Raw genomic sequence first — 26829 nt, 5'->3', positions numbered from 1 at the left:
TTATCTTTCGGAGGTAAAGCCAAGTTTATCAAGCCCGGGCTGCACTTCGGGCGCACTCATGAAAAGATCCCATAGCAGCCCAGTTCTATAATTTTCTATCATCACAACGATTGGCCCCTGGTCGATGGCCAGGTAGGAGTTGGCCGTCCAGCCCTGAGTGATATTGAAAGCGTCGTAAAAGCCATTTTCGCCCAGCAGTTTATCACCTAAGGTGTAGTAAAAAAACTTAAGTGCCTTCATCGACTCCACGGGGGTGTAGGGGAATGAAGACAGGGCCGCAGTGGGTGTAATCACGCCGAGGTCGTTTGTAGGAGCATGGGCCGAGTAGCCATTATGGTTGTCGCTGGCAGTGAGGCCCCAGCAAAGTTCGCTATATCCCACAAAGGCTTTGGGGTTGGCTACGCAGTAGGCCTGGTTGATACGGCTGTGGGCAACGTTCTGCTCCCAATAGTCGCCATAAGTGTCGCTCAATCCAGTCGGATCCAAACCAAGGAAGGAATAGTGCGCAAAAAAAAGCGGGCCACCGTAGTCGTAACCCAAAGGAAGTTCAATGTCGTAGAACTTGCGGCCGTTTTTGATCGAGCCATTGCCTGCCCAGCCGTTATGATAAACGTCGGCACTTACGGCATGCGTTGGTGAGGCGGCAGCAAGAAAATAGGTAATGAGCGCCTCGTTGTAGCCACGGATCTGGTGGTTCATTTCCCATCCGAAGTTGGGCGACCAGTGCCAGTAGAGCACCTTCTCTCCACCCTTGGTGTGCCAGTCCCACTCTACTTCCTCCCACATCGTGTTGATGCTGCTAATCAGGTCAGCTTCGGCAGCATTGTCGGCGTTGAGGTATTGGCGAACTGTGAGCAGCCCCTGTACGAGGAAGGAGGTTTCTACCAGATCGCCGCCGTTGTCTTTGGCGCTGAAAGGCTGCACGGCACCGGTGTCGCCATTGAGCCAGTGGGGCCAAACCCCGTGAAAGCGGTCGGCGGTTTCAAGAAAGCCGATGACTTTAGCAAAATGATCGATGCCTTGCTGCCGGGTGATAAAACCCCGTTCCATGCCCACAATAATGGCCATCAGGCCAAACCCAGTGCCGCCAGTAGTAACTGTGCTGCCAGATGAGTTTCTTTCCCGGGCCATGCCACTGGCCGGGTGGGCATCGTCGTAGAAGTACCTGAACGTCTTCTGCTGGACCAGAGTAAGCAGCGCTTCGTCGCTTATTTCCGGAAACACCGGAGTGGGGTCGTAGGTGGTGTAAAAGTCTTTTTTGAAAAAATTGAATATTTCCCCCTCCTCGCCTTTTATGGTTTCGTAGAGCCAAATCTGGGTTTTCTGAAGACCTTTCAAAGCAGTGGAGGGCACAATGGTTAAGGTAGTTTTATCTTCAGAAAGCGTGATGGCGGAGGACAATAATCCGCTGGAAGAAAAAATGCGGACGTTGGCATCTGTGATCGTGGACGCATCTACCGGAGAAGAGAAGGTAATTTCAAAAGAGGGCGTTAAGCCGATATCAACGATCCGCTCTGCTGAGAAGTAGTCCACTCCATCGATGAGTAGCTGGGTGACGTTAATTTCTTTAGGAACGGTTTGGAATGAAACGGTTAGCCCGCCAAATTTTTCATTGCTGGTTCCTCTTAGCGTGTTTTTTATCTCCAGGGTATAGTTTTCATTGCCCTCGAGGCCATTTTCGGTGGAGGCAGAAAAAGTTTTGTCGTCATCGAGGAAGGAAAAATCGAGGGTGACGACTACGCCCTCACTGTCTTTGAGCTCCACTGACGACGCCACGGTGGACTGTTCCAGGGGAGAGGTGAATGTAAAAACCAGGGGTTTATCAATTGGGGCATCGATGTTTTCGTCCGAATTGTTCAGGTTCAACGAGTACGTACCAATATTACCTTTGGAGAGCTGCAAGACAAGATCGGGAGTCGTTCCATCATCGTCCTCCCCTCCGCAGGAAGTCAGGAGTAAACTGAGTACTAAAAAGAAGGGAGTAAGTTTATTGTGCATCAAAATTTTGGGGAAAATGAGAGGGTTCCTAAACAGGAACCCTCATTTACTAAACCAATTCAATCTAACTACTAAGGCTTTTCTGAATCGTACATTTTCTTGATTTCTTCAGCAGTAACAGCTACAGAGAAGATCCTTACATCATCAAGCTTTCCTTTGAAGTGCTGCGATGTTGGTAAATTGTAGTTGCCCCAAGGCTCATTGCTCCAGAGCGTTCCGCCTCTTGATTGCACAAAGCCAAAAGCCAAAACATTTTCAACTTCAGCACTATTATCAAATTTGAGGCCCACTGCCGTCGGTTCCTTGTATTCTGAACCCCACAACTCAAATTCCTGCCTCTTCTTTAAGTCCCCATTAATATAAAGTTCCCGATACTTCTCAGTTCCGCTAAAAACAAAGGTTACATGAACCCATTTATCTTTCAAAGAAGCAGTCAAATCTCCATCAGCTTTGCTAAATACCGTTCCTTTCCAACCTTCATTATCCTTTGTTTTACCATCACCGTTCCACACAAGATCTCCACCAGTCCCTGTGGTTCCATCACCATATTCCATCGTAGAAGCGACTTTAAAGTCACGATAGCTACCAGTTATTTCTGTCTGAAACCCGTGAAATGCACCCAAGCCCATCACGAAATGTCCAGTTGGATCTCCAGTTTCATTGACGTGTCCCTCAGAGTTGGTTTTCGCCCAATAGCTTAGGGTAAAATCCGCTCTGTTCATCAGCTCCGCTGCGCCAGGTACTTCAATGATACTTACGTCGCCATCAAACGTAGCCGCCTTACCTGCCGCCGCATTCCTTGAATCAGTGTAAGTGATAGCAATTTCAGCATCAGCGTCAAAGTCACCCACCTGATCATCAGCATTGTCTTCAAATGTCCAGTGGGCAATTACATTTTGGGGGGTAAAAGACCCTACAGTGGTGAAGGTTCTTGTGATGTCTGCTCCTAAAGTTTTTCCTTTGGTCGAACTTAGGCCAGCCTTCAGTGTCAAAACATAGAGCGAGCCACCAAAAAGGGGCTCTGCTGGGGTGATTGTTAAAGCTCTTCCACTGGCCACAACATTGATATCCACTTCACTATCGTCGAAGTCATTAACCAAAGTTATATTTGACGCAGCAGATGCAGGGTCAAGGTCTGTTGAGAAAATGCCTGAAATTACTGAGGATACAGATACACCATCCGGGCTCGTGGCACCATTCAGGTCATCATCTCCAGCGTTCAGACTCACTATTGTGAGCTCAACAGCCGCTTCTTCATCGCCTCCGCAGCTTATCAGAAAAGAAACCGTAGCCACCATAGCCAGTGCCCACAGCGAGTTGAAAATTAATTTTGCCTTCTTCATAATGATGTAGTTAATAATTATTGAGGTTTAAAATTTAAATTCTTTAGTATTCGGGGTTCTGCCCCAGTGTTCCTTCCGACAGGTCTACTTCGGTTTGAGGAATAGGGAGCAGCTCGTGTTTTCCAGCCACAAAACCCAGGGGACCAAGCACTTCAGGTGCCTTGCCCGTTCTTACCAGGTCCCAAAACCGATGCCCTTCCATGGCCAGCTCATGTCTTCTTTCTTCGATAATGAGCTCCCTGAGTTGATTCTTGTCTGTAACGGTAATGTCGGGTAAAATAGAGGCATTGCCTCCCCTGGCCCGGGCTCTTACCATGTTCAGATAGGTTAATGCTTGTGCCGACTTGTTGTTTTCGTTCAGCGCTTCAGCAGCCATGAGCAGCACATCAGCATACCGCACAATGCGTCGGTTGTGCCCCCATGAGGTGATGGTGTTGCTGCCCTCGGTCCACACTTTTTGATTATAGGTTTCTATCTCAATCAGGTTTCCATTAGCATCACGGGTTTCGTCGGGTGTGGTGCCATCGCCGATCGTTACCACGCCACCCAGCACATCACCCAGGAAAATGATGGTTGCGTCCATGCGTGGGTCGTTGTTTTCGAAAGAGTTCATCAGGTCTATGGAGGGGCGATTGAATCCCCAGCCTCTGTTGGGAGATCCTCTGATGCCCTGCACGTTGGAGTATTGGTTACCGCCGTTGTTGGTTCCCTCATTGCGGCGGGCACCAATTTCGAAGACTGATTCCACGCCATGTTCTCCGGCTTCGCCAAAGGCATCGTTAAAATCAGGTTCCAGGTCATATTGGCCAGAGTTGATTACCTCAAGTGCATAGGATTCAGCCTTAACGAAATCGCCCTGAAACAAGTAAACCCTGGCCAACAGCGCCTTGGCGGCACCTTTGGTTGCCCTGCCGAGGTCTTCGGTGGCTACTTCACTTTTCTCAGGCAGAATACCCGCAGCAAAAGAAAGATCACCTTCTATCAGAGAATAAACATCCGCCTTGCTCGCCCGTGCAGCCCTTAAAGGAGGGGTTAGCGTTGTAATGAGAGGCACACCACCCCAGGCACGCACAAGGTCGAAGTAGAACAGCCCACGCAGAAAACGGGCTTCAGCCACGTATAAATCAATTTTCGCCTGCTCCATCGCTATTTCAGGTACTTTTTCAATGACGACGTTGGCTCTTTTCACTCCTTCGTAAAGCGCAGCCCACCAGCGATCCAGGCCATCGGCTGTGGTGTTAAAAGTAAAAGTATCGAAAGGGCCGAGCGTTGGGAGCTGATCGTTGGGATTGCTGCCTTTGCGGGCATCGTCCGACATGATATCCAGTATTGGATAGCCACCCGAATGATAGGACCAGTTGCGAAGGGTGCTGTAGGCGGCATTGGTAGCCAGCAGTGCATCAGCGGCCGACTGTGGAAAAGACGCCTGCGTGAGGTCACCCTGGGGACTAATATCAAGAAAGTCCTGACAAGCAAAAAGAACCAGTACAAGCAGCACCAATGCTCCTTTTTTTACTATTTGGCGTATATGTTGTGGAAAATTCATTTTGTAACTCATTAAAAGGAAATGTTTAAACCGGCTGAATAAATGGCCGACACAGGGTAAGCTCCTCTGTCGATGTTGCTGCTCAACACATCTTCACTACCGAACTCTGGCGAATAGCCTGTGAATTTGGTAGCAGTGAATAAGTTGGTGCCTCGCACATACACCCTTACCTGGTTCATGTTGATCCGCTCAAGCGCTGCTTCAGGGATAGTGTAGCCAACGGTCATGTTACGAAAGCGAAGGAAGGAGCCGTCCTGAATGAATCTGGTAGACGGTGCGAAGTTGATTCCTCCAAAGCTCGCTCGGGGTTCAGAGGTGCTTGTGCCTTCTCCCGTCCAGCGGTTAATCACATGCCTTTCAAAATTGTAAGGATCAGGCCTTACCACTTCTTTACCATTGAAGATTTTGTTGCCCATTTGCCCCTGAAAATCGACATTGATATCAAACCCCTTGTAGGAAGCCTCCAGGCTAAACCCGTAAATGAATGTGGGGATGGGTGAGCCCATGTAGGTGCGGTCGCCGAGGCTAATTTTACCGTCTCCGTTCACGTCCCTTATGATGAGGTCTCCCGGCCGGGCCTGAGAATCGTGCGGGTAGGCATCCAACTCAGCCTGGTTTTGGAAAACACCGTCAATCTGATAGCCATAGAAAGCGCCGATAGGTAGCCCCTCCCTGCTCAATGTCACCGGACGGCCGTCGCCAAGGTAACCACCTACCAGCGTAGAGTCGACACCGCTATTACCGCCTACGCTTAGCACTTCGTTGTGCACAGTAGACCCCAGGGCACCAATACGGTACTTTACTCCCTGAATTTCGTCGGACCAGCCTAAGTTAAACTCGAAGCCGCTGTTCAAAACGGAACCTGCATTGTAAGTGACTCTTTGCCCCTGCCCGTTGCCCAAGTGCCCGGGAGTAAGCAGGTCCACCAAAATATCCTGTGTCTCCCTCCGGTAGTAGTCAAGTTCACCCGTTAACCGCTGGTTAAGCAGGCCAAATTCAAGGCCCAGGTCAGTTTGATACGTAGTTTCCCATTTCAGGTCGGGGTTGCCGGTTACGCCGTAGCTTGCACCCGGGTTCAGGGCCTCTTCCACACCAAACACTGGATTCAGTTCATTCTGCACCAAAGAAAACTGGCGGTTGTACCGTATTTTTTCGTTTCCGATAGCGCCCCAGCTGGCCCTCACCTTCAGGTTGGTTAAAGCGGTGATGTTTTGCATGAAGCTTTCATTGATCACATTCCAGCCTAGTGCCAGCGACGGGAAGCTAGCATACTTGTTGCTATCAGTAAACTTCGAAGAACCATCTCGTCTGAACGTGCCGGTAAACAGGAAGCGCTCGTCGTAGGTGTAGTTGACACGGAAAAGAACAGAAGCCATTGAGTAGTACTGCCCGGCGTCTACGCCATTGGCAATGCTGTTCAGTGTGTTGATGTTATTGCTTTCGTCCACAATATAGCTGGGCCTGAGGTACCAGAAGTCCTGTCCGTCTCTGAGGATGTTTTCACCCCTGATGCTCAGGTATTCGGAAGTAGTTTTCTGGCTGGTGAAACCAGCAAGTCCCTCTACCCGGTGTTTGCCGAACTCTTTGTTGTAGGTCAGGGTATTTTCCCACAACCAGGTAAAGTTCTCTCTATTCTCTTTGCTCAGGTCGCTGTACAAATTCTGCTGCTGCGAGGCAGTGCCGTCAGCATTGTAAACCGTGTAGGCAGGCGTAAAGCTCTTGTTTTTGTTGTAGGCCATGTCTACCCCAAAGCTCGACCGGAAGGTAAAATCCTTGAACAGCTTGATGTCGGTAAACACATTGCCCACAGTTCGCAAGCCTTTGTTGAAGTTGTTGGAATTCTCCAGATCGGCGAGCGGGTTGCCCACATTGGGCACCACGCCAAAGCTGCCGTCGTCATATCGTGGAACGGCGACAGGCTGCGCCCGGTACACCTGGTACACAACGCCTGGCGCTACCTGCTGCGAGTAGGGAGCGATAGTAATATTGTTACCCAGCCGCACATTGTCGGAAAACTTATACGTATTATTCAGCTTCAACGTAAGTCGCTCATACTTCGACTTGTCGATAATGCCCTGCTGGTTGAAGTAGCCGAGGCCCACGTAGTATTGCGTCTTCTTCGTGGCTCCGGTAGCCGACACCTGGTGGTTCTGTATAGGTGCCACATCAAAAATAAGATCCTGCCAATCGGTGTTGGGCACGGCATCCACATTGTTGTAGGAGCCCGGGTTAATGTCATTCACCACGGTGGCAAACTCTTTGCCATTCAGAAGGTCTATCTTCCTGGAAAGCTTCTGAACGCTGTATTCAGTATTGACGCTAAATGTAGTCTGCTCGTCGCCTATCTTACCTTGCTTAGTGGTGATAATCACAACACCATTAGCACCTCTGGAACCATAAATAGCAGTTGCCGAGGCATCCTTCAGCACTTCCATTGATTGAATATCAGAAGAGTTGAGGAATGAGATGTCGCTGAGAATGACACCATCTACTACATATATAGGCGAGGAGTCGTTGAACGTGCCAACGCCCCTTATTCGAACAACCGGTGCCGCACCAGGCTGGCCCGAGCCGCTGCTTACCTGCACACCGGCCACTTTGCCCTGAAGCGCTTGCATAGGATTCGCAGCAGGGATCTTAGTAAGGTCGCCGCCACGAACAGAAGCTACGGCTCCCGTAACATCGCTTTTGCGCTGCACACCATAGCCCACCACCACAATCTCCTCCAGTTGCTCTATGTCAGGCTCCATCACCAGATCAATTACCGACCGGCTGCCAACATCCACCGTCACGGTTTTGTATCCGATAAAAGAATAGATCAATCTATTATCTCCACTCTGGAGTTCTAGCGAATAGGTACCTTCAAAATCTGTTACAGTCCCCCGGCTGGTTCCTTCCACCTGTATGCTCACTCCTGGCAGCCCCTCCCCATCATCCTGTGAAGTGACTTTGCCTTTGACAACGCTGCCCTGGGCCACAGCAGTTGCCTGGTTACCCATCGACATAACGATGAAAAGCACTACAGATGCTAATCGTAAGGTGTGTTTCATTTGCAGTTTATAAGTAGATATTTAATGTTGCTTTTGAACGATAGTGAAAAGATACTAGCATCCGCAATCACTTTTTAATTTGTGAGGGGAAAAGAAGTTGGAAGACTGCTCTATAATAAGGTATTATCACCTTATTTGTATCGCTTCAATATCATTAAAAAATGACGTATAGCGCATTTACTGACACCGAAAACGATTCCGTATCACGTTTCGGTAACAAACTTCATCAATTCGCTTGTTTTAATTGGAATGCACCATAAAAAAGTTTCTCAAATAGTCTTTCTCTGGCTTGTCGACAGTACTCAATAGTTCCTCAATTTTCTTCTTAAAACTCCATATAGTATTGCGCCGCAGGTCCAGCATTTCTGAAAGCTGATCCAGGGTGAATCGCTCGCTTTGGTTATTGGTTACGTACAGAATGTAAAAGGCCTTCTCGATAGGAAAACGGATGCCATGAAAAATGGTGTTACTGGTGACAGACTCAATATAGCCACATCTGCTGCAGCGTCTGGAAAAATGATCCTTGCCGGTGATGTACTTGTCATTATTGCACTTGTTGCATTTGAACGACTCCTCCCACTTGATCCTTTCCAGGAACCTGTAGCAACTCAATTTGTCGGGGAATATACCATTAAACTCTTCCAGGGTAAGGTTTTTGTTGACAAGCCTGTTCTGCAATATCTCCTTGATGTTGTTTTTCAGTTTCCAGTTATCAAGATCCAGAATAGAGTTGATTTGCGAAATTTCCTTGGTTTGAGCAGTCAGCTTCTCATTCACCTCCCTCAACAGGTTGTTTTTGTCTTCCATCTCAATGGTCCTCAACCTTATCCGCTGCTCCAACTCCTTGTTGACCTTGTCTTTCAGGCTCATATTTTCCTCATGCTGCTTAATGATCCTGAACAATGCCCTGTCTCTCATGCTTTTCAAAATCCTCACCCTATCGCTGAGTGCAAAAGACAAAAAAAGCATTTCTACAACGAACGAAACATGCAGGCTGTAGTACGACGGAATGCTGATGGGGATAACAGACAGCATCACCATGGCTTTGACAAGGAAGCCTAAGAAAAGAAACCCGTAAGCCACCACGAAGAACCTGGCCGGCTTGTAGCCCCTGGCCCACACGTATATGCTTGCGTAGAAAATAATAGACAGCGGTATGATCTCAATATTTCGAAGCTGAAAAAGCTCGTGATCAAACACCAGCGCAAACAAGAACCACAAGCTTCTCAGGATAAGGACAGCATCAATAATTTTGGTCAGCTTAGGTGCCCTGGCCGTAACGTTGAGAAACTTCCTTGAAAACAGAATAGACCAGAAAATAACTGAGAAAAGGGCCACCCCATGGGCCACCTGGTTCCATTCGGGCCAGTTAGGCCACAGGTACTGGTAGGCAATGCCATCCACACACATGGCAAACACCCCAACACTCAGGATGTAGAAGGTATAATAGAGGTTCTTGATTTCACGAATGGCAATGTAAATGAGGATGTTGTACAGAATGATCATCAGGATCATTCCATAGAAAATTCCATACAGGAAGTACTCATTGAGGGCGTAGTGCACAAACTGGTTGATGGTGCTAAGCACTATGCGTATATCAACATAAGCGTGTGACTCTATCCTGAAGTAAAAGGTTTGCACTCCTTCAAGCCGGTCATTAATAAGCACTTCAAAGTTTTTGTGCTCAAACGTTTTCTGCTCAAAAGGAAACTGATCGCCGAACTGCAGCAAGCGATAATCACCTTCCACTGTGGGGACATAAGCCCTCAGGTTATCAATGGTTTGGTCATAAAACTCAATGAGCCATTGTTCCTGATTATCTTTTGGGATGTACAAACGCACCTTGACCCAGTAGGCCGATGAGGGATTGTAGTCTCTGGGTTGGAAGGAGGCGTTGGTATGAAAGCGTTGCTCTTTTACTTCTTCAAAGGTCAGCGATCGTGTGCTGTCCTCAATATATTCCAACTCCTGAATAAACAGGATTCTCTCCCCGTCAATGGTGCTTATATCATAAACCGGTGGATAGGAAATCCAGTTGGTGAAAAATGCAAACAGGAATGAGAAAACAACCATGAGCTGGAATTTGGTGGCTTTGCAGGCTTTAAAGTTAACATTTTTCAAGCCACTTGATAAGAAAACGTGCAACCAGTTGCTCAATTACATGCTTCGGGCTTACCTTTCGAAATGGACTTTCAAATCAACGCTTACGATTTCACCGATGCTGCCGCCATCGACAGGCGCATGGCCGCACGTCAGGCACACCTCGACAATGCCAAAAAGATGAAGGCAGCCGGCCACCTGATTGCGGGCGGCGCTATGCTGGATGCTTCAGGCAAAATGATAGGCTCCACGCTCTACCTCCGGTTCGATACCCGAGCGGAGGTAGATGCTTATATCGCCTCCGACCCCTACACCACCGGAAAAGTGTGGGACAGGATAGAGGTCAAGACGATACGCTTAGTGGATTTATAGGCTATCGCTTCAGAGGCACTACTTCCACCTCTTTCAGCGTCCGGTAATTTCGCACAATGGTGAGTTTCACTTGCTTGTCTACCTTCTCGTGCGAAAGCTTTCTGAAAAGATCTGTCGATGAGGTGATGTCTTCGCCGTCGAGCTGGAGAATAATATCGCCTTCGAGCAAGTCGGCACGGAAAGCCGGTGAATCCCTTTCAATTTTTGTCACCATCAGGCCTCTGGTGGATTCCAGCCTGTAGAAATTGATCAATCGTGGGTGCAAATCAATTTCCTGAATCAACACTCCCAGGAATGCCTTTTCCACCTTGCCATGACGGATGAGCTGGCCGGCAATGTCTTTGGCCAGGTTAATATCTATTGAAAAGCTCAGCCCCTGCGCCCGGGCGATGATGGCAGTATTTACCCCAACCACCTCGCCGCTGGTGTCAATCATAGGCCCGCCGGAGTTACCGGGGTTGAGGGCTGCATCGCTTTGTATCACGCTATCAATCAGCCTTCCGCTTTGAGTGCGTAGCGACCGTCCTAAGGCGCTCACTACCCCAGCTGTTACAGAATGCTGGTAACCCAATGGGTTGCCAATGGCAATAACCCACTGCCCGATATTGAGCTTCGAAGAGTCGCCAAGACTGGCAGGCGTAAAGTTGCCCCCGTAAATCTTCCCTACAGCCAGGTCGGCATCCGGATCTTCCCCCACCACAAAGCCTTCTTCCTTTGTTCCGTCCAGCAATGTCACTGTGAGTTTATCGGCGCCATGGATCACATGGCTGTTGGTGAGAAACAGGCCATCGGATGAGAAGATGAATCCAGAACCTGAGCCGCCGGACTGTAGCTTCCCGTCTTTCTTTTTTTGAACGTCGATTTTTACTACAGCATTTTTCGCCTTGTTCACGGCGTTGTATATGAGTTTTGAAAAATTATCCATGCAAGTTTCCTTTCGTTTGGCTTAGCTATCACAAAAAAATACCCATTTAGGTTCTGGCTGCCAGAACGGCCATATCTCAGACATCAAGCGACACTAAACAGGAAAAAATGGCAGCCACTACCTTTCGATAATGGAAAAGTCGTTGCCCCGTCCGAATCGCAGAAGATCCGACATAAAATATTCTTCCAGCGTGTGGATATCTTTTAACCTGAACTCGTGCCTGTCCACTATCTCCATTAGTTCAAAGTCAAAAACCTCCCGGTAATTCACCAGTCTGTATTTTTTACCAACCCTTAAGCTGTTGAACGCAATGCCCATGGAATAAGAAAAGAAGTTTTACGAGAAATCACAAGATTAGGACTGCAATTAGATTTAGCCAAACGATGGCAGACATTAAGTAATGTGATATTTTAATAAGAGGTCAAAAAGTGTTAAAATTGGATAACCAATTCTACCTATCGAGCGAACCGTTCACTATGCAAACCATGAAAAATAACCTTACCAAACTAGCAGCACTATCAGTTCTAGTATCATTTTTTCTTTTTTCAACGTCATGTGGTTCTTCCGACAAATCGAAGGACAAAGCTGAAGACCTGGCTGCCGCAGAGTTTGATGCAGCAGAGCAGGAACTCGAAAATGAAATCGACAAAGTGATACACGACCTGCCTGCTCCATCAGAAGTACCCTTTCTTCTGGAAGCTACCGGCGCTGATTTCAGGGCAGAATTTGTTAACGACCTGAGCAAAGTAGAGAGCTACCTTACCTCCAACGATAAGTCCGCTCTTAACCTTGGCGTCTACGCCGCCGATATAGGCTATCTTTCATCATACAACCAGGCCCAGGAAGCACTGGACTACATGGAAGGCTGCCAAAAAATGGCCGACAAAATTGGCATTGCTTCGGCGTTTGACATGTCGCTGCTAGCCCGGTTTGAAAAGAGCATTGGAAACAATGACTCATTGGCCCTCATTATCAATGAGGCCATAAAGGTGGCTGAAGAAAAGCTGGAAGCCGGCGACAGGCTCACCATGGCAGCCCTCGTTTTGGCAGGCTCCTTTGTGGAAGGCCTGTATATTTCTACACAGGTTATTGAGCAGTACCCAGCCGACCAGCTAAGTGAAAGCAACCGGGACGTGATTCTTGAGCCGCTCATGAGAATAGTGCTGAATCAAAAAATGGCGCTGCTGGATCTTATTTCCGTTCTGAAGCACGTAGAGCAAGATGAAACCATTGCCAACGTAATCTCCGAAATGAACATCTTGAGGTTTCAGTATGAAGAGTTGGCTGAACTTGAGCAAAAAATAAACAATAATGAAGGAGGCGTGGTTCTGCATCAGCATGATCTTCAAAAACTTGCCACTGAAATACAAAGGGTGAGAAAAGACATTACCGGTTAATTGAAAAAAGTATTAAAGTTTTGACCCTTCATCAAAGCATTGAACATTCCATTCAATGCTTTTTTTATATTTAGAGGCTCCCGACCACAACCGACAACTTTGCCATGAGCGAACAACTACTTAAAGCGATTATACACCTGCTGGCAATTGTAGCCAAGGAAGACGACGTGACGGACGACGAACGGCTATCCATCCTGCAGTTTCTTGAGGAAAATATCAGCAGGCAGGATCAGGACAAGTACATGAACTTTTTTGATAGTCTGACCGCCGAAATGCTTCAAAAAGAAAATTTTGACGACAAGGCTGAAATCATATCGCTTACTGAGAGCATTAACAAAGAGCTTACCCAGTCGCAAAAAATAGTAGTAATGATTGATCTCCTGGAGGTGATTGTGGCCGACGGGGAGATAAGCGAGCGGGAGAAGGAGCTGGTTTATTTTATCGGAGACAGGTTCAATATTAAAGAACAAGCGATCGATCTGATGAAAACGTTTGTGATGTACACGGATCGCACCAGGCTTGATAACACCAACATACTGATTGCAGATGATGGTATGGAAATTAGTCCTGCTAAATCTCATCACATCACATTGGACGGCCTGCCCGGATTTATTGCCATACTTCGAATTCCTGTTATTGAAAACTACTTTATTAAATACGTCGGAAGAGCATCTTTACATCTCAATGGCATCCATCTGAAGAGCAACAGGATTCAGGCGTTTTCTTCAGGAAGCAGTGTTCGCAGTAGTATTTCAAAATCGCTTTACTATAGCGATGTCGTTTCAAAATTCAGAAACGAAACGGCCTCTACCAAAATCAGCTTTCAGGCAGACAACGTGTCCTTTAAGTTCAGAAATGGCAAGCTGGGCCTTCAAAATATCAATATTGCAGAAGATGGCGGAAAACTCATTGGCTTAATGGGCGGCAGCGGCGCTGGCAAATCCACGCTGCTGAACGTGCTGAACAGTACAGAAAAACCTTCTGAGGGATCAGTGCTGATCAATGGTATCGATGTACACAAGGATGGAAAAAAGATAGAAGGTGTTATTGGCTATGTGCCACAGGACGACCTGCTGATAGAAGAGTTGTCAGTTTATCAAAACCTCTTTTATGCAGGCAAGCTTTGCTTTACCGACAAAACCGATGAACAAATTGACGAGCTAGTCATAAAAACGCTCCAATCGCTGGGCCTTATCGAAACCAGGGATTTAAAAGTGGGTTCTCCTCTTCAAAAAACAATCAGCGGCGGACAACGTAAGCGGCTGAATATTGGCTTGGAGCTTCTCCGGGAGCCGTCTGTGCTCTTTGTGGATGAACCAACCAGTGGGCTGTCTTCAAGAGACTCCGAGAACATCATGGACCTGCTGAAGGAGCTCTCGCTAAAAGGGAAAATGGTATTTGTGGTCATCCACCAGCCATCGTCGGAGATTTTCAAAATGTTTGACAAGCTGGTGATCCTCGACGTGGGTGGCTACCAGATTTACTATGGCAACCCTGTGGATGCAGTGATCTACTTCAAAAACATTGTGAACCTGGTAGATGCGGAGCGAGGCGAATGCGTTGAATGCGGCAACGTTAATCCCGAGCAAATTTTCAACATCATCGAAACCAAGGTGGTGAATGAGTACGGGCACGTTACTGACAAACGAAAGTTCCAACCCCTGGACTGGTACAGCTTTTTCAAAAAGCACATTACACTGCCCAAAGTTAAATCAGAACCATCGCTGCCCGAAAAAACGCTCAGTATACCCAACCGGCTTAAGCAGGTAAGAATCTTCGCTACACGAGACCTCTTATCCAAGTTTTCCAACCAGCAATACCTGGCCATTAATTTGCTTGAGGCACCTCTGCTGGCTGCCCTCCTGGCCTACATCGTGAGGTACTACGACCCCGCCAAATCATACAGCTTCTATGAGAACCTCAACATAGTGGCTTTTTTCTTCATGAGTGTGATTGTGGCGCTATTCATGGGGCTCACGGTAAGCGCCGAAGAGATCATTAAAGACAGTAAAATCCTGAAAAGGGAGGCCTTCCTTCATCTGAGCAGAATGAGCTACCTGGTTTCCAAGCTCCTGATACTTTTTTCGTTCTCTGCCATCCAAACACTGTTCTATGTGCTCATAGGCGACTGGATCCTCGAGATTGACAGTATGACCTGGTCGTACTGGTTGGTGCTTTTTTCAGTATCGTGCTTTGCCAACGTGTTGGGACTGAACATATCATCCGCCTTCAATTCGGCTATCACTATCTACATTATCATTCCCATCCTGCTCATTCCACAGCTGATTTTAAGCGGTGTGGTGGTGAACTTCGACAAGCTCAACCCAACGTTTGCCAATAACACTAAAGTGCCGGTCATTGGTGAAATAATGGCCTCCCGGTGGGCTTTTGAGGCCCTGGCGGTTACCCAGTACAAAGACAACCCCTTCACCAGCCAATTCTACCAGTTTGATAGAGACATGGCCCAGTCGGAATATAAAACAGTGTATTGGGCTCCCAAGCTGGAAGCAGCACTGGAGTATTGTCATAATGTAACTGATAAAGAGAAATATGCAGCTTCCCTCGAGGAGAGATTTGCCCTGCTCCGCAACGAGCTGGGCAAGGAACTCGGTATGGTGGGCTACGACAAACTGCCATCCTACGAAAAGCTGAACATAAAGGACTTCGATGAAGTCACTTTTGAGGAGAGTATGGACTTCATGAAAGCCATGAGAAAGTTCTACAACAATCGGTACAATAAGGCTTTCAAAGAAAAGGATGAAACAGTTCAGTCACTTACGAAAACCGATGAGGAGAGACAGGAGTATATTGCACTGAAAAATGAGTACGAAAATGAAAGCATTGGTCAGATGGTGAAAAACACCGCCGTGCAAGAAAGAATCATTGAAAAAAGAGGCCACCTTATCCAAAAAATATACCCTATTTATAGCAGGCCGCAGCCGTTGCACCCATTTGACTTCAGGGCTGGGTTCTTTGTGCCGGAAAAGCACTTTCTGGGAACATACTACCCCACGCTGTACTTCAACGCTGCCATTATCTGGGCGATGAGCATCATCCTTATCATCACCCTTTATTTTGATATACCCAAAAAAGTAATGAAGGGATTCAGCAGAGTCCCCTCTATGCGAAAACCAAGAAAATGATGTACCGTAGTTTTAAAATTTGTCTGTGCCTGGCAGTAGCTTTTGGCACTTCTGATCTATTGGCTCAAAAGAGAGCGCTGACACACGAAGATGTGGCCGGTTGGAAAAAAATTAAAACCGAAGACCTTTCGCCCGATGGCAAATGGGCCGAATACATTTTCGGCCCCGATGAAGGTGACAATACCCTCGTTATTAAAAATCTCAGCGCCAAAGCTGACTTTATCATTCCCCGAGGCAGCAGGCCAAAATTCACTTTCGACTCAAAGCACCTCATCGCCCTGGTGGAGCCACAGCTGGACTCGGTTAGGGCCTTGAAACGGCTCAAGAAAAAGAAAGACGAGCTACCAAAAGACTCCCTGGCCATCTACAAACTCTCCGATGGTTCCCTTGAAAAAATAGCAGAAGTAAAATCCTTTAAACTTCCAGAAAAGAACGGCGAGTGGCTGGCCTATTTGTCGGTAGCGAAACCAGACAAGAAAGACTCGACGTCAAAAAAAGCGAAAAAAGTAAGCGACGATAACGGCTACACACTGCATGTGCTTAAGCTGGCAGATGGCACCCACCAGACTTACCCATTTGTAACCAGCTACGAGTTCAGCGAAAACGGCAGCAGACTGGCCTTTCAGTCAACTGGTGACGACAAAGGCTTTTCGCCAGGCATTTATACAGTGAGCAAGAACGACCTGGCCATGAAACCGGTGTTTCGCAGCAAGGGTAAATACGATGGCCTCAGGCTGTCAAACGATGGTAGCAGACTGGCATTCCTTTTTGATAGCGACACGTTGAAAAAACCCTTTCAAACGTATGGCCTTTTCCAATGGACGCCGGGCCAGGACAGCGGCAGGGTGATCGTAAAAGCCGACGATCCTTTTCTGATGAAAGAGTGGCAAATGGCCCCTCAGGACTTGAAGTTCAGCGATGACAATAAGCGGCTGTTTTTTGGCACCCAACCCAAGCCTCTTGTGGGAGACACTACGCTGCTGGATGAAGAAAAAGCCAAAGTGGACGTGTGGCATTACAAAGATGATTATCTGCAGCCAAGGCAGAAAGTGCTGTCGGACGACCAACTCAAAAGAGGCTATCTGGCCGTATACCATTTTGACACCAAAAAACCCGTGCAACTGGGAAACCTCCAGCTGCAGGAGGTGAAAATAACGAAGGAAGGTGTTGGCAACTTTGCACTTGGAGGCTACGAATCAGCTGAATACCGGGTGGTTTCTCAGTGGGAAGGATCACCCATCAATCAGGACATTTACATTATCAATATCAACACTGGTGCTGCTAAGCTGGCAAAGAAAAAGGCCCGGTTGATGGAGAATATTTCACCCGCCGGCAAGTTCGGGTACTGGTACGATGTAGCCGATAGCGCCTGGTATAGTTTGGAAATGACATCCGGCACCATTCGTAAGCTAACCGATAACTCAAAAGTTCTTTTTTCGGATGAGGAAAACGACTCGCCCAATTTCCCTTCTCCTTATGGCATCGCTGGCTGGTTGGAGAACGACAGCCACATCCTCGTTTACGACAGGTTTGATATATGGAAAATTGATCCCTTGAACCCTGCCACCAAAGAGCGGATTACCCGCAACGGACGGGAAACTTCCGTTACTTATCGCTATGTGAAAACTGACCCCGAGGAAACGTCGATCAAAGCCAATGCTGAGATCATTCTAAAAGGCTTTCAGAATGAGAAAAAACAACACGGCTTTTTTGCGCTTAAGCTCAAAGGAAGCGCCGCTCCTTCACAGTTGATAATGGAAGATGCCCAACTTCAATTTGAAAAGAAAGCTTTAAATGCTGACACGTGGCTCTTTACCCGGGAAACCTACCGTGAGTTTCCCAACCTGCAGCTCACCAACAACAAATTCTCGAACGTAGAACAAATAAGCGACGTAAATCCGCAGCAGCAGAATTTCCTTTGGGGAACGGAAGAATTGTTCAACTGGGTGTCACTCGACGGCATTCCGCTGGAAGGGATGCTCTTTAAACCAGACAACTTTGACCCAAAGAAAAAGTACCCGATGATGGTCTATTTCTACGAGCAAAATGCTGATAACTTTCACAATCATATCACTCCTGAGTTTGGGAGGTCAATCATCAACTTCACCTTCTACACATCAAGGGGCTATGTGGTGTTTGTGCCAGACATTGTTTACAAAATTGGCTACCCTGGCGAAAGCGCAATCAATTGCGTCATGCCTGGCGTTACATCGCTCATATCGCAGGGCTTTGTCGACAAGGATAGAATAGGCGTACAGGGCCATAGTTGGGGTGGATATCAGATAGCCTATATGGTTACCAAAACACAGCTATTCAAAGCAGCCGAAGCAGGCGCCCCTGTGCCAAACATGACAAGTGCCTATGGCGGCATTCGCTGGCAAACCGGCCTGAGTAGGATGTTCCAATACGAACACACCCAAAGCCGGATAGGTGGGTCGCTATGGGAGTACCCGTTAAGGTTCCTGGAAAACTCTCCATTATTCTGGCTCGACAAGGTCAACACACCGCTGCTGATCATGCACAACGACGCCGACGGCCATGTTCCCTGGTACCAGGGTATAGAATTGTTTTCAGCCCTCAAAAGGCTTGGAAAGCCCACCTGGATGATCTCCTACAACGACCAGCCACACTGGCCGTTGAGGTATCCTAACAGAAAAGACTGGACTACACGTATGCAACAGTATTTCGACTATTACCTGATGGACGCCCCTGCCCCTCTTTGGATGACAGAAGGCGTTCCAGCAGTTGAAAAAGGCATTAATTATGGACTTGAACTAAGCGAAGACCACAAGTAAACCCATGTTTTTCATCCTCTCCAAAATACTTAGCTGGTTGCTTACGCCCGTCAGTTGGATAATGCTCTGCATGTTGCTGCCTTATTTCATTAAAAAAAAAGGATGGAAAAAAAGGTTGAGGCTCGTTGGGCTTTCTCTACTAATCTTTTTCACCAATCCTGCCATTTCTAATTTGGCCATGAAGCTGTGGGAAGTGAGGCCTGTTTTGATCAGCAGTCTTCCAGAGCCCGTTGCCGTAGGAGTTGTTCTCACAGGTGTAACCAACCCTATGCAAGAGCCAAAAGACAGGGTACACTTCGACAAGGGGGCAGATAGGATCATTCACGCTATTCAGCTCTACCATGAAGGCAAAATAGATAACATCCTGATCACAGGTGGTTCTGGTTCTCTGCTTTATCAGGAAGTATCCGAGTCGGAGGGACTGAAACAAACCGCTCTAGTGGCTGGTGTTTCCCCCGACCACCTCTTCGTTGAGGGTGATTCCCGCAACACCAGAGAGAATGCGCTTTACAGTGCTGAGCTTATTAGAAAATATTGGCCAGAAAAGCCGTTTCTGTTAATCACCTCTGCTTTTCACATGCGGCGATCACTGGCATGTTTCAACAAGGTTGGGCTCCAGCCTATGGCATTCAGCACCGATCTTTACTCACGCCCATGGGAATGGAGTCCTTTGGATTTAATAATTCCGTCCAGCAACAGCCTCCGCATTTGGGAAGTGCTGATTCGAGAGTGGGTCGGTATCATTAGTTACAAAGTGGCTGGCTATATCTAAATACGTCTAAAACAAACTACAGCCACCAGGCAACTTTCGTCCGAACAAATTGGTATATTTAATGTTATTATCAGCGATAATTTTGCTAATAATAACGTATTTCAGCTTAGCTTTTTCGGCACATAATTAACCAAAAGAGCAAGTGAAAATCTTCTTCTCCATCAAAATCTACTCCCTATAAGCGTTCGTTAAAATTTAAAGTAGATACATACAAATAATTCAGCCTTTCAGTTAGATTAGTGAACAGTCATTGAACACCGATTGTTATAAGAAGGTGTCAATTTGCTGTCCATCATTTCTTAAAAAATCAATAGTACAAACTAATTGAATACACATTTTCTGGTTCTCTATGAAGCGAGTGGTAATAATTGATGATGATGAAATTTTCCAGTTTCTCTGCAGCAAAGCGCTGGAAAACATCGGATGTACTGACGAGATTAAACAGTTCACAAACAGCCAGAGAGGGCTTGACTACCTAACCAAACAACTGACCGAGGAAAGTTATCCGACCATGTTAATGGTTGATATCAACATGCCTTTGCTTGATGGATGGGAAATAATTGAGGGGATAGAAAAAGCAGGATCCAGTTTCATCAAAAACTGCAAGGTTTTTATCCTTTCTTCCTCAGTAGATGTAAAGGACAAAGAGAAAGCACTGTCTTATAAATCAGTAACCGGGTTCATCATTAAACCATTGTCTGAGTCAAACCTCAGAAGTATTGCTAAAGAACACTTTGGATTCGGCTGAGGGTGAGATTCTGTATTAATCCATTCCTTTTAATGTGGGAGCTTCTTTTGGAGAGCTCCATACGTCCATGTGCCTAGCAGGGCACTGGCAAGCCCTACTATCATCACCGTGGCTCCACTTCCGACCAGAGCATACAGCGGACCCGGGCAAGCACCAGTCAATGCCCAGCCGAGGCCGAAAATTGTGCCACCAATCACTACCCCCTTGTCCATTCTCTTGGCCGGAAGGGTGACGGTTTCTCCATCTATTGTTTTCAAGGAAAGTCTCCGGATGATAAACACCAGTACTGCGCCTACCACTACTGCTGATCCAATAATTCCATACATATGTATGGATTGAAACCGAAACATCTCCTGAATCCTGAACCAGGAAATAACCTCAGCCTTGGTTAGAATAACACCAAACACGATCCCTAAAAACAAATACCTGATATTTTTCATGGTGTGGTTTTAAAAAAGAAAGTCAAACAGGAAATGAGTCATAATGAGGCCCCCGGCAAAGAAGCTAATAGAAGCCACAAGGGAAGCCATCTGAAAATAAGAAAGGCCAAACATGGTGTGGCCTGAGGTGCATCCTCCGGCGTATCTGGTACCAAAGCCCACCAGAAACCCACCAAGAATAATAAAAACAAATCCTTTGGTTGTCAATAGGTTGGACCACGAAAAAAGTTCTATCGGTACCAGGCCCTGGAAGTCGGAAATGCCGAGGGCCATTAGCTCACTCTTTGTAGAATCAGAAATAGCAACAGGTGATCCGTCAGAAAGAAAATGACTGGAAAGAAATGCGCCAATCACAATCCCGGCAACAAAAACCAGGTTCCAGGTGCGTTCCCTCCAGTTGTATTTAAAAAGCTCAATCCCGGAAGGGAAGCACGCAGCGCAGATATCCCGCAGGGACGACGATATGCCAAAGGTCTTGTTTCCCAGCAAAAGGAAAGCAGGGGTAATCAGCCCAATCAATGGGCCCGCCACGTACCACGGCCATGGCGACTTTAACCATTCCATCATAAGTTACTCTTTCAGGTGTTGAAGTTGCTGCAAGAAGGTGTTATTGTCCGGAATTCCATTCTTCTCGCAGATTCGAAAATAACGGTTCTTCCTCAAAATAGTTCGTGTAGGTACATCTTTAGTTTGAAACCCTCAGGAAAGAAAGAGCTCCTTAGCAAAAATCAGAACAGCCATAGTGAGTACAAACCAGCCAAAACCCTTTTTCAAGTGTTTGCCATCTATTTTCTTACCGAGGAAAGTTCCAAATAGCATCCCGGCAATTGAAATACCACAAAAACCCGCAAGAAACTGCCAGTCAATTGCCTGATTGGCCACATCGCCGAGAAAACCCAGTAGCGTATTAATACTTACAATGAAAAGTGATGTGCCAATGGCATGCTTCATCGGCAGCTTCATCACAATTACCAGAGCGGGCACGATGAGAAAGCCCCCGCCTGCTCCCACCAATCCAAAGAGCACACCTATGGCTGCATTTCTTAGAACGAGTACAAAATAATTGGTAATCACTGTTGGGCCTGCTTCCTCTTCGGGTTGTTCATTGCGAATCATGGAAAACGCACTGAAAAACATCACGATGGCAAAAACAGACAGCAACATAACCCCTTTGGTAAGCTGAAATCCACCGACTTCAAAAATCACGGGAGGGATGGCCGGAATCACATACATGCGGGTGAGGAAGATGGTGGTGAGCGAGGGCACAGCAAACAGCATCGCAATGCGGAGGTGCATGATAATGAGCTTGTACCGAATTGCCGCCCCAATAGAGGATGTAACGCCGACAATAAATAACGAGTAGGCAGTTGCCAGCATTGGGTCGATACCAAAAAGATAGACCAAAACTGGCACAGCAAGCACAGCACCTCCTGCCCCTATTAAGCCCAACACCAGTCCAATAAAAACAGCCGCAACATAGCCTGCTACAATCATCTTCTCGCTCCCTTAGTGAGGCATAAAACTAGAGGAATTTGACCACAAAGCGCACCAGATATTGGATTAATGAATACCATAAACTCCGGGAGCCGTGTATGTGAATTTAGCGTAGATGGGTTCGTGAAGAAGGTTATCCGGGTATTTCATGGTGACGAACCATTGATGAACCAAGCCGTTCAGGTACAAAAAGGTCGAAAAATCCGAAAGTTCTTACAAATTGGACTGGTAAGACTTTTGCCACTCTTCCCAGGAAACTTTTTTATGGCCGTTTTCACCAAAATACTTAATAACTGTGTCGAAAAATTTGGCTTCCTGAAAGCCTGGCAATAGGGTGAGTATTCTCATTTCCTCATCCATAAAAACGCCCATTGGATAACTCAGCTTGCCTTGAGTAAGTGTGGCGGCGAGCTCGTGATAGCCATTGCGACCGCTGGCAACAAACTTAAAGGTGTGTCCATCGAAAATCACATCTTCCTTTTGCTCCGCATTGAATTTCACTGCGTAATAGTTGGCATTGACATAGGACGAAATAGCCTCAACAGAAAAGGTTTTCTTGTCCATTACCTTGCACCACCCACACCAGTCAGTGTATAAATCAATGAATATCTTTTTAGGCGCCACTTTGTTCGCAGCAACCGCTTCTTCGAAGGTCATCCACTTAATGCCTCCTTCTTCGGTTTTTCTTTCGGGCATATTGAATGAGGCAAATGCCACGAAAAGCGCCAATAGAACTACAGATGTCTTTATCCTAAAACTCATATTCAAGTAAATTACTTTGCCAATTTATAAACTTCCGGCCAAAAAAGTAACCGTTCAGCGATAACGTTGCAGCTTGCGGTTAGGTTCTTTACAACCCGTCAACTGCCACTTAATTTAGGTTTACAAACTAATTATCAACGAATAAATTAGCTATATTCATACATGAAGCGCCCAGGGAAACATGTAACCCTGGCGAATCAAATAGTTAGTGTGCCTGATAAAATACGGGAAATAGCAGTTTGCGATAAATAGGGTTAAGGGTAATTGGCGGATAGATGTTTATTGATTTCAAACTCAATTATATGCACGTGAAAGTAGCGTCAGTATCGAACGTGATATTTTTTGTTGCCTTGCTTGCGTTGCCACAAAAAACAGCGGCACAGGATTCCGTCGAGGGGCTTATTCAAGTGGAAAGGGACTTTGCAGCTTTTTGTGGTGACAATGGCCTGCCTGAGGCATGGGTCAAGTTTTTCGCACCTGATGGCCTGGTGTTCCAACCACACCCAAAAAACGCTCAGGAAGTTAACTCGGCAAAAATCCCTTCTCCCAAACCCGCCGCCAGCACACTTTACTGGGAGCCTTACCATGGGGCGACGTCCATTGGAGGCGACCTCGGCTTCAACACCGGCCCGTGGAGAATTACTTCAAACACTTCAAATGGCCAGCCTCCACAATACGGTTATTTCTTTTCAGTGTGGAAAAAGCAGCCTTCGGGGGAGTGGAAAGTACTGCTTGACCTGGGCACGACGGCTCCTGCAGCGGGCCCTGAGCATGTGTTCGGCGCTGAATATGATATAAGAAAAAGGGAAGCTGACAATGGCAAAAGCAAAGCAGAGAGTCTGGAGGAAGCAGACTACCTGTTCAACGTGATGGCCACTAATGGCATCAAAGCGGCCTACCAAAAAATGGCCTCGACTAATCTCCTGTCAACCATCAATGGGTTTCACCCCTTCTATAACAAACGTTCATTTTTATCCTGGATATCTTCAGAAGCGTCGCCCTATATGAAAGGCGCTGCCATTTTTTCCACCATCGATTCTGGCACGTCAGTTTCGCAGGATTTGGGGTATAGCTACGGCAGCTATGAAATAAATGCGTTGATGAAAGAAAAAGGCTATTTCGTCAGAATTTGGAGGCGAAACCCGCAAGGATACTGGTACCTGGCAGCGGAAATCCTGTCCGACAATGTGAAAAGCAGATCCTAAATTAAAGAGGTTACTCCGTGCGTCAGCTGACGCACAGAGTAACCTCTTTAATTATCCAACCCAAAAAACATCCGCCGAGTCTACCAGCTGGCACAATTGGCTACATTAGCCGCATTGGCAGTAGCAGGGTTGCTGCCGATGTTTCCATAGGCAAGAATCACGCTTTTGTTGTCGCCGTCACCCAAATGCACTTTGATGTGCCCATCAAAATTGATAAGCTCGTCATATGAAATCTCGTCGCCGTTGGCTAGCTGAGTAAGTAATGTTTCACTTTTTCCTGTAGCTGCATCCACAGGGGTGAGCATAGCTGCCATGTCTGCCTCCAGGCTGTAAGCACCGTAGTGCAAATGAGCTGGAAATTGGGTCGTGCCTGAGGGCCCTGTAAGCTCAATTGTCAATAAGGTGTTACCGTCGTTTCTTTCAGCTAATGTTGCGTCACCCTGGTAGCCCCAGTCCTGAGCTCCTGTAAATAACGAATATGTGACACTTTTTCCTGTAAGAGCTGCGGGGTCAATCTCCTCGTCTTTGCAAGCGACCATCGCAAGCAATCCAATGACCAAAACCAAAATATGATACTTTTTCATAAAAGTGGGGCGCAAGCGTTTATCAAAAATAACATCCAATCAACGCTTCTCCCCATCTTTTAATTTCCTTTGAAGCTAAAATTTACTCGCTTTTGTAAACAGCACCAGCTTTCATCACGAACTTCACATCCTGTAGCACTTTGATGTCTTTCAAAGGATCGCCTTTCACCGCAACGATGTCAGCGAAGCCTCCTGCTTTCACTGTTCCGAGTTTTTCGTTTTCCAGAATACCCGCATTGATTGAGGTCGCTGCCATAATCGCTTCCATGGGCTTCATGCCACCACCTACCATAAGTTCAAACTCACGGGCGTTTTTTCCATGAGGGTATACCCCGGCATCAGTACCGAAACCAATTTTCACGCCCGCCTTGTAGGCTTCAGCGAAGGTTCCCTGAATCAGCGGGCCAATGGTTTTGGCTTTTTCGGCAACTATGGCTGGATAGAAGCCTGGAATCTCCGCATTCTCAGCGGCAGAAACACCCGCAATGATGGTCGGAATGTACCAGGTGCCGTACTGTTTCATCAGATCCATTGTTTCTTTATCCATATAGGTGCCATGCTCAATGGTGGTCACACCTCCCTTGATAGCTCTTTGCATACCCTCTATGCCATGGGCATGCGCAGCTACATGCATTTGCATATCGGTGGCAGTTTCCACGATCGTTGTTATTTCGTCCAGTGTAAAGGATGGGCCCGAGCCGTCCTTGGCCACTGAAAGTACACCACCAGTAGCAGTAATTTTAATAAAATCGGAGCCATCCTTATAGCGCTGACGCACTGCCTTGCGGCCATCTTCGGGACTGTTAGCCACGCCTTCCTTTGGTCCCGGATCACCCATTTTATCAAAGGGAAGTCCATTGGTTGGGTCGCCATGGCCACCGGTAATCGAGATGGTTTTCCCCGCCGTATAAATTCTTGGGCCGTCTACAGTGCCCGCATTGATGGCATTACGCAGAGAAATATTCACTCCGGAGCCCCCGCAGTCACGCACGGTGGTGAAACCTGCCATCAGCGTTTTCTTTGCATATACAGTGCTTTCGAAAGCTTTATCAGCTTCATTCTGCGTGAACCGCTTCACATAACCGGCCCGGCTGGCCTCGCTTTCCATGTGCACATGCATATCGATGAAGCCTGGCAGCACCGTGTAAGCCTTCAGGTCAATCACCTTGTCATTTTTGCTTCCTGCTTTGTAGCCGTTCTCCACTGCCACAATCATGTCGTTTTCAATCGTCACTGTCACTTGCGACCTGGGAGAGTCACTCACACCGTCGATGAGCGTGCCACACTGGATCAATGTCTTTTGCGCCTGGGAATGCAAAGCCATCCCGGCCGCCAACGTGAATAATAGTATCCTCTTCAACATATTAGTGAAATTAAGTTCGACTGGAAAAGTAGTCGATTCAAGAAGAATTGCCTGCTAAAAAGTAGCCAGTGGGAATACCTTTGGGTGGGTGGCATATTTTGGATGCCCGGTGCGGCGAAGGCTATGCTCAAAAGAAAAACCACATAACAACCAAGGCACAAATTTCCTGGTCATCATGTGGTCTATTGGCTTTCAATACCTTTATTTACTCTGCACTAAGCATGGTTTAGCACAGGACGTTCCAAAATGGTTTTCTTCCATTTGCGAGCCAGCTGATAGTGAATGTTGGCGTGAAAAGGCCCGTCTGAGCTTACATCAAAAAAGGTGAGCAATATCTCCCCATTGTCTTTGGAGGAGCAAATAAGCTGGAGCACAATAGTGTTCACATTCGCTGGATCAATGGTCTTTTTGCTGTCTGCTGCCTTTTTTCCATTGACCAGCACATGCGCATCAATAATCTCGTCGGACTGAATGACCTGAGTAATGACCTCAGGCTGGCTGTTGTTGACAAACACCAGTCGGTGGTTGGCCGCATCAAAAGCCATCCCTCTGTCTGTCCATACATCATACTGGGCGGGAAGCTTTCCAGTTACAACTTTGATGCTTTTTAAAATGAGCCTGCCTTTACTTGAGGCTGTTCTTGCAAACCACACCACTGGTGCAACGCACGCAATGATGATCACCACATACATGATTATTTCTTGAGATTCCATGATTTATTTTCAATAAAGGGTAGAACAATGCTTTTTTCGAAAGACCAGCTCCCGAAAGATTACCTGAGGGTAACTAATT

21 protein-coding genes are annotated in these 26829 nt (G+C 47.0%); 7 read left to right on the top strand and 14 right to left on the bottom strand.

Translation table 11 applies throughout. The features are described from left to right. The 5 genes from AAC052_RS26680 to AAC052_RS26660 form a co-directional block, all read right to left on the bottom strand. Complete coding sequence (locus tag AAC052_RS26680; protein WP_339816188.1) at window positions 1-1998, bottom strand: glucoamylase family protein; 1998 nt, start codon at window positions 1996-1998, stop codon at window positions 1-3. Window positions 1999-2069: 71 nt separating this feature from the next. Continuing rightward, a complete protein-coding gene (locus AAC052_RS26675) occupies window positions 2070-3341 on the bottom strand; it encodes an Ig-like domain-containing protein (protein ID WP_317489830.1) in 1272 nt (423 codons plus the stop codon). A gap of 43 nt (window positions 3342-3384) precedes the next feature. Then, on the bottom strand, window positions 3385-4887 hold the full coding sequence (locus AAC052_RS26670) for a RagB/SusD family nutrient uptake outer membrane protein (RefSeq protein ID WP_339816187.1): 1503 nt from the start codon (window positions 4885-4887) through the stop codon (window positions 3385-3387). 11 nt (window positions 4888-4898) lie between these two features. Further along, window positions 4899-7937, bottom strand: coding sequence for a TonB-dependent receptor (locus tag AAC052_RS26665; RefSeq protein WP_339816186.1), 3039 nt, complete (start codon window positions 7935-7937; stop codon window positions 4899-4901). A gap of 240 nt (window positions 7938-8177) precedes the next feature. Beyond that, window positions 8178-10010: a 7TM diverse intracellular signaling domain-containing protein gene (locus AAC052_RS26660; RefSeq protein ID WP_339816185.1), complete on the bottom strand. Its 1833-nt coding sequence runs from the start codon at window positions 10008-10010 to the stop codon at window positions 8178-8180. Window positions 10011-10121: 111 nt separating this feature from the next. On the opposite strand from AAC052_RS26660, the gene AAC052_RS26655 reads away from it, so the two are divergent. Beyond that, complete coding sequence (locus AAC052_RS26655) at window positions 10122-10409, top strand: YciI family protein (protein ID WP_317489826.1); 288 nt, start codon at window positions 10122-10124, stop codon at window positions 10407-10409. Between the two features lies 1 nt (window position 10410). Here the strand turns inward: AAC052_RS26655 and AAC052_RS26650 are convergent, their stop codons facing one another. Both AAC052_RS26650 and AAC052_RS26645 read right to left on the bottom strand, forming a co-directional pair. Then, window positions 10411-11334, bottom strand: a complete 924-nt coding sequence (locus tag AAC052_RS26650) for a trypsin-like peptidase domain-containing protein (RefSeq protein ID WP_317489825.1) — start codon at window positions 11332-11334, stop codon at window positions 10411-10413. A gap of 117 nt (window positions 11335-11451) precedes the next feature. Then, window positions 11452-11652, bottom strand: coding sequence for a hypothetical protein (locus tag AAC052_RS26645; RefSeq protein WP_339816184.1), 201 nt, complete (start codon window positions 11650-11652; stop codon window positions 11452-11454). 167 nt (window positions 11653-11819) lie between these two features. Between AAC052_RS26645 and AAC052_RS26640 the strand changes: the two genes are divergently transcribed. The 5 genes from AAC052_RS26640 to AAC052_RS26620 all read left to right on the top strand — a co-directional run bounded on the left by AAC052_RS26640 (window position 11820) and on the right by AAC052_RS26620 (window position 20189). Next, on the top strand, window positions 11820-12731 hold the full coding sequence (locus AAC052_RS26640) for a hypothetical protein (protein ID WP_317489823.1): 912 nt from the start codon (window positions 11820-11822) through the stop codon (window positions 12729-12731). Window positions 12732-12835: 104 nt separating this feature from the next. Continuing rightward, window positions 12836-15874: an ATP-binding cassette domain-containing protein gene (locus AAC052_RS26635; RefSeq protein WP_339816183.1), complete on the top strand. Its 3039-nt coding sequence runs from the start codon at window positions 12836-12838 to the stop codon at window positions 15872-15874. Beyond that, complete coding sequence (locus AAC052_RS26630) at window positions 15871-18669, top strand: prolyl oligopeptidase family serine peptidase (protein ID WP_339816182.1); 2799 nt, start codon at window positions 15871-15873, stop codon at window positions 18667-18669. Before AAC052_RS26635 ends, AAC052_RS26630 begins: the two co-directional genes overlap by 4 nt. A gap of 4 nt (window positions 18670-18673) precedes the next feature. Continuing rightward, window positions 18674-19441, top strand: coding sequence for a YdcF family protein (locus AAC052_RS26625; RefSeq protein WP_339816181.1), 768 nt, complete (start codon window positions 18674-18676; stop codon window positions 19439-19441). Window positions 19442-19790: 349 nt separating this feature from the next. Beyond that, window positions 19791-20189 carry a response regulator gene (locus tag AAC052_RS26620; protein WP_317489819.1) on the top strand — a complete coding sequence of 133 codons (399 nt, stop codon included), beginning with the start codon at window positions 19791-19793 and terminating at the stop codon, window positions 20187-20189. Window positions 20190-20218: 29 nt separating this feature from the next. On the opposite strand, the gene AAC052_RS26615 is transcribed toward AAC052_RS26620, so the two are convergent. The 4 genes from AAC052_RS26615 to AAC052_RS26600 all read right to left on the bottom strand — a co-directional run bounded on the left by AAC052_RS26615 (window position 20219) and on the right by AAC052_RS26600 (window position 22885). After that, window positions 20219-20629 carry a DUF6691 family protein gene (locus AAC052_RS26615; protein ID WP_317489818.1) on the bottom strand — a complete coding sequence of 137 codons (411 nt, stop codon included), beginning with the start codon at window positions 20627-20629 and terminating at the stop codon, window positions 20219-20221. Between the two features lie 9 nt (window positions 20630-20638). Next, window positions 20639-21196, bottom strand: coding sequence for a YeeE/YedE thiosulfate transporter family protein (locus AAC052_RS26610; RefSeq protein ID WP_317489817.1), 558 nt, complete (start codon window positions 21194-21196; stop codon window positions 20639-20641). Window positions 21197-21328: 132 nt separating this feature from the next. Next, a complete protein-coding gene (locus AAC052_RS26605; protein ID WP_339816180.1) occupies window positions 21329-22123 on the bottom strand; it encodes a sulfite exporter TauE/SafE family protein in 795 nt (264 codons plus the stop codon). Window positions 22124-22336: 213 nt separating this feature from the next. Then, window positions 22337-22885, bottom strand: a complete 549-nt coding sequence (locus AAC052_RS26600; protein ID WP_339816179.1) for a DUF255 domain-containing protein — start codon at window positions 22883-22885, stop codon at window positions 22337-22339. Between the two features lie 302 nt (window positions 22886-23187). On the opposite strand from AAC052_RS26600, the gene AAC052_RS26595 reads away from it, so the two are divergent. Continuing rightward, window positions 23188-24090 (top strand): nuclear transport factor 2 family protein, encoded by a 903-nt coding sequence (locus tag AAC052_RS26595; RefSeq protein ID WP_339816178.1) that lies wholly within the window; start codon window positions 23188-23190, stop codon window positions 24088-24090. An 80-nt stretch (window positions 24091-24170) separates the two neighbouring features. Here the strand turns inward: AAC052_RS26595 and AAC052_RS26590 are convergent, their stop codons facing one another. The 3 genes from AAC052_RS26590 to AAC052_RS26580 form a co-directional block, all read right to left on the bottom strand. Further along, the gene (locus tag AAC052_RS26590; RefSeq protein ID WP_339816177.1) at window positions 24171-24674 is read right to left on the bottom strand and encodes a hypothetical protein; all 504 of its coding nucleotides are present in this window, start codon (window positions 24672-24674) and stop codon (window positions 24171-24173) included. An 82-nt stretch (window positions 24675-24756) separates the two neighbouring features. After that, the gene (locus AAC052_RS26585; RefSeq protein WP_339816196.1) at window positions 24757-26034 is read right to left on the bottom strand and encodes an amidohydrolase family protein; all 1278 of its coding nucleotides are present in this window, start codon (window positions 26032-26034) and stop codon (window positions 24757-24759) included. A gap of 218 nt (window positions 26035-26252) precedes the next feature. Continuing rightward, entirely contained in the window at window positions 26253-26750 is a 498-nt protein-coding gene (locus AAC052_RS26580; RefSeq protein WP_339816176.1) for a hypothetical protein, read from the bottom strand. Window positions 26751-26829: the final 79 nt, after the last annotated feature.

Source organism: uncultured Imperialibacter sp. (genome assembly GCF_963974565.1).
GTDB lineage: Bacteria > Bacteroidota > Bacteroidia > Cytophagales > Cyclobacteriaceae > Imperialibacter > Imperialibacter roseus.
Note: the sequence above shows the minus strand (reverse complement) of the source record. Positions and strands in the feature narration are given on the sequence as shown.

Excerpts from the sequence above, each read along its gene's own strand:
- AAC052_RS26635 (WP_339816183.1), top strand. The coding sequence starts at position 12,836 with ATGAGCGAACAACTACTTAAAGCGATTATACACCTGCTGGCAATTGTA.
- AAC052_RS26660 (WP_339816185.1), bottom strand. The coding sequence starts at position 10,010 with ATGGTTGTTTTCTCATTCCTGTTTGCATTTTTCACCAACTGGATTTCC.
- AAC052_RS26590 (WP_339816177.1), bottom strand. The coding sequence starts at position 24,674 with ATGAAAAAGTATCATATTTTGGTTTTGGTCATTGGATTGCTTGCGATG.
- AAC052_RS26610 (WP_317489817.1), bottom strand. The coding sequence starts at position 21,196 with ATGATGGAATGGTTAAAGTCGCCATGGCCGTGGTACGTGGCGGGCCCA.
- AAC052_RS26630 (WP_339816182.1), top strand. The coding sequence starts at position 15,871 with ATGATGTACCGTAGTTTTAAAATTTGTCTGTGCCTGGCAGTAGCTTTT.
- AAC052_RS26625 (WP_339816181.1), top strand. The coding sequence starts at position 18,674 with ATGTTTTTCATCCTCTCCAAAATACTTAGCTGGTTGCTTACGCCCGTC.
- AAC052_RS26650 (WP_317489825.1), bottom strand. The coding sequence starts at position 11,334 with ATGGATAATTTTTCAAAACTCATATACAACGCCGTGAACAAGGCGAAA.
- AAC052_RS26615 (WP_317489818.1), bottom strand. The coding sequence starts at position 20,629 with ATGAAAAATATCAGGTATTTGTTTTTAGGGATCGTGTTTGGTGTTATT.
- AAC052_RS26675 (WP_317489830.1), bottom strand. The coding sequence starts at position 3,341 with ATGAAGAAGGCAAAATTAATTTTCAACTCGCTGTGGGCACTGGCTATG.
- AAC052_RS26680 (WP_339816188.1), bottom strand. The coding sequence starts at position 1,998 with ATGCACAATAAACTTACTCCCTTCTTTTTAGTACTCAGTTTACTCCTG.
- AAC052_RS26600 (WP_339816179.1), bottom strand. The coding sequence starts at position 22,885 with ATGAGTTTTAGGATAAAGACATCTGTAGTTCTATTGGCGCTTTTCGTG.
- AAC052_RS26645 (WP_339816184.1), bottom strand. The coding sequence starts at position 11,652 with ATGGGCATTGCGTTCAACAGCTTAAGGGTTGGTAAAAAATACAGACTG.
- AAC052_RS26620 (WP_317489819.1), top strand. The coding sequence starts at position 19,791 with ATGAAGCGAGTGGTAATAATTGATGATGATGAAATTTTCCAGTTTCTC.
- AAC052_RS26665 (WP_339816186.1), bottom strand. The coding sequence starts at position 7,937 with ATGAAACACACCTTACGATTAGCATCTGTAGTGCTTTTCATCGTTATG.
- AAC052_RS26640 (WP_317489823.1), top strand. The coding sequence starts at position 11,820 with ATGAAAAATAACCTTACCAAACTAGCAGCACTATCAGTTCTAGTATCA.
- AAC052_RS26580 (WP_339816176.1), bottom strand. The coding sequence starts at position 26,750 with ATGGAATCTCAAGAAATAATCATGTATGTGGTGATCATCATTGCGTGC.
- AAC052_RS26670 (WP_339816187.1), bottom strand. The coding sequence starts at position 4,887 with ATGAATTTTCCACAACATATACGCCAAATAGTAAAAAAAGGAGCATTG.
- AAC052_RS26595 (WP_339816178.1), top strand. The coding sequence starts at position 23,188 with ATGCACGTGAAAGTAGCGTCAGTATCGAACGTGATATTTTTTGTTGCC.
- AAC052_RS26655 (WP_317489826.1), top strand. The coding sequence starts at position 10,122 with ATGGACTTTCAAATCAACGCTTACGATTTCACCGATGCTGCCGCCATC.
- AAC052_RS26605 (WP_339816180.1), bottom strand. The coding sequence starts at position 22,123 with ATGATTGTAGCAGGCTATGTTGCGGCTGTTTTTATTGGACTGGTGTTG.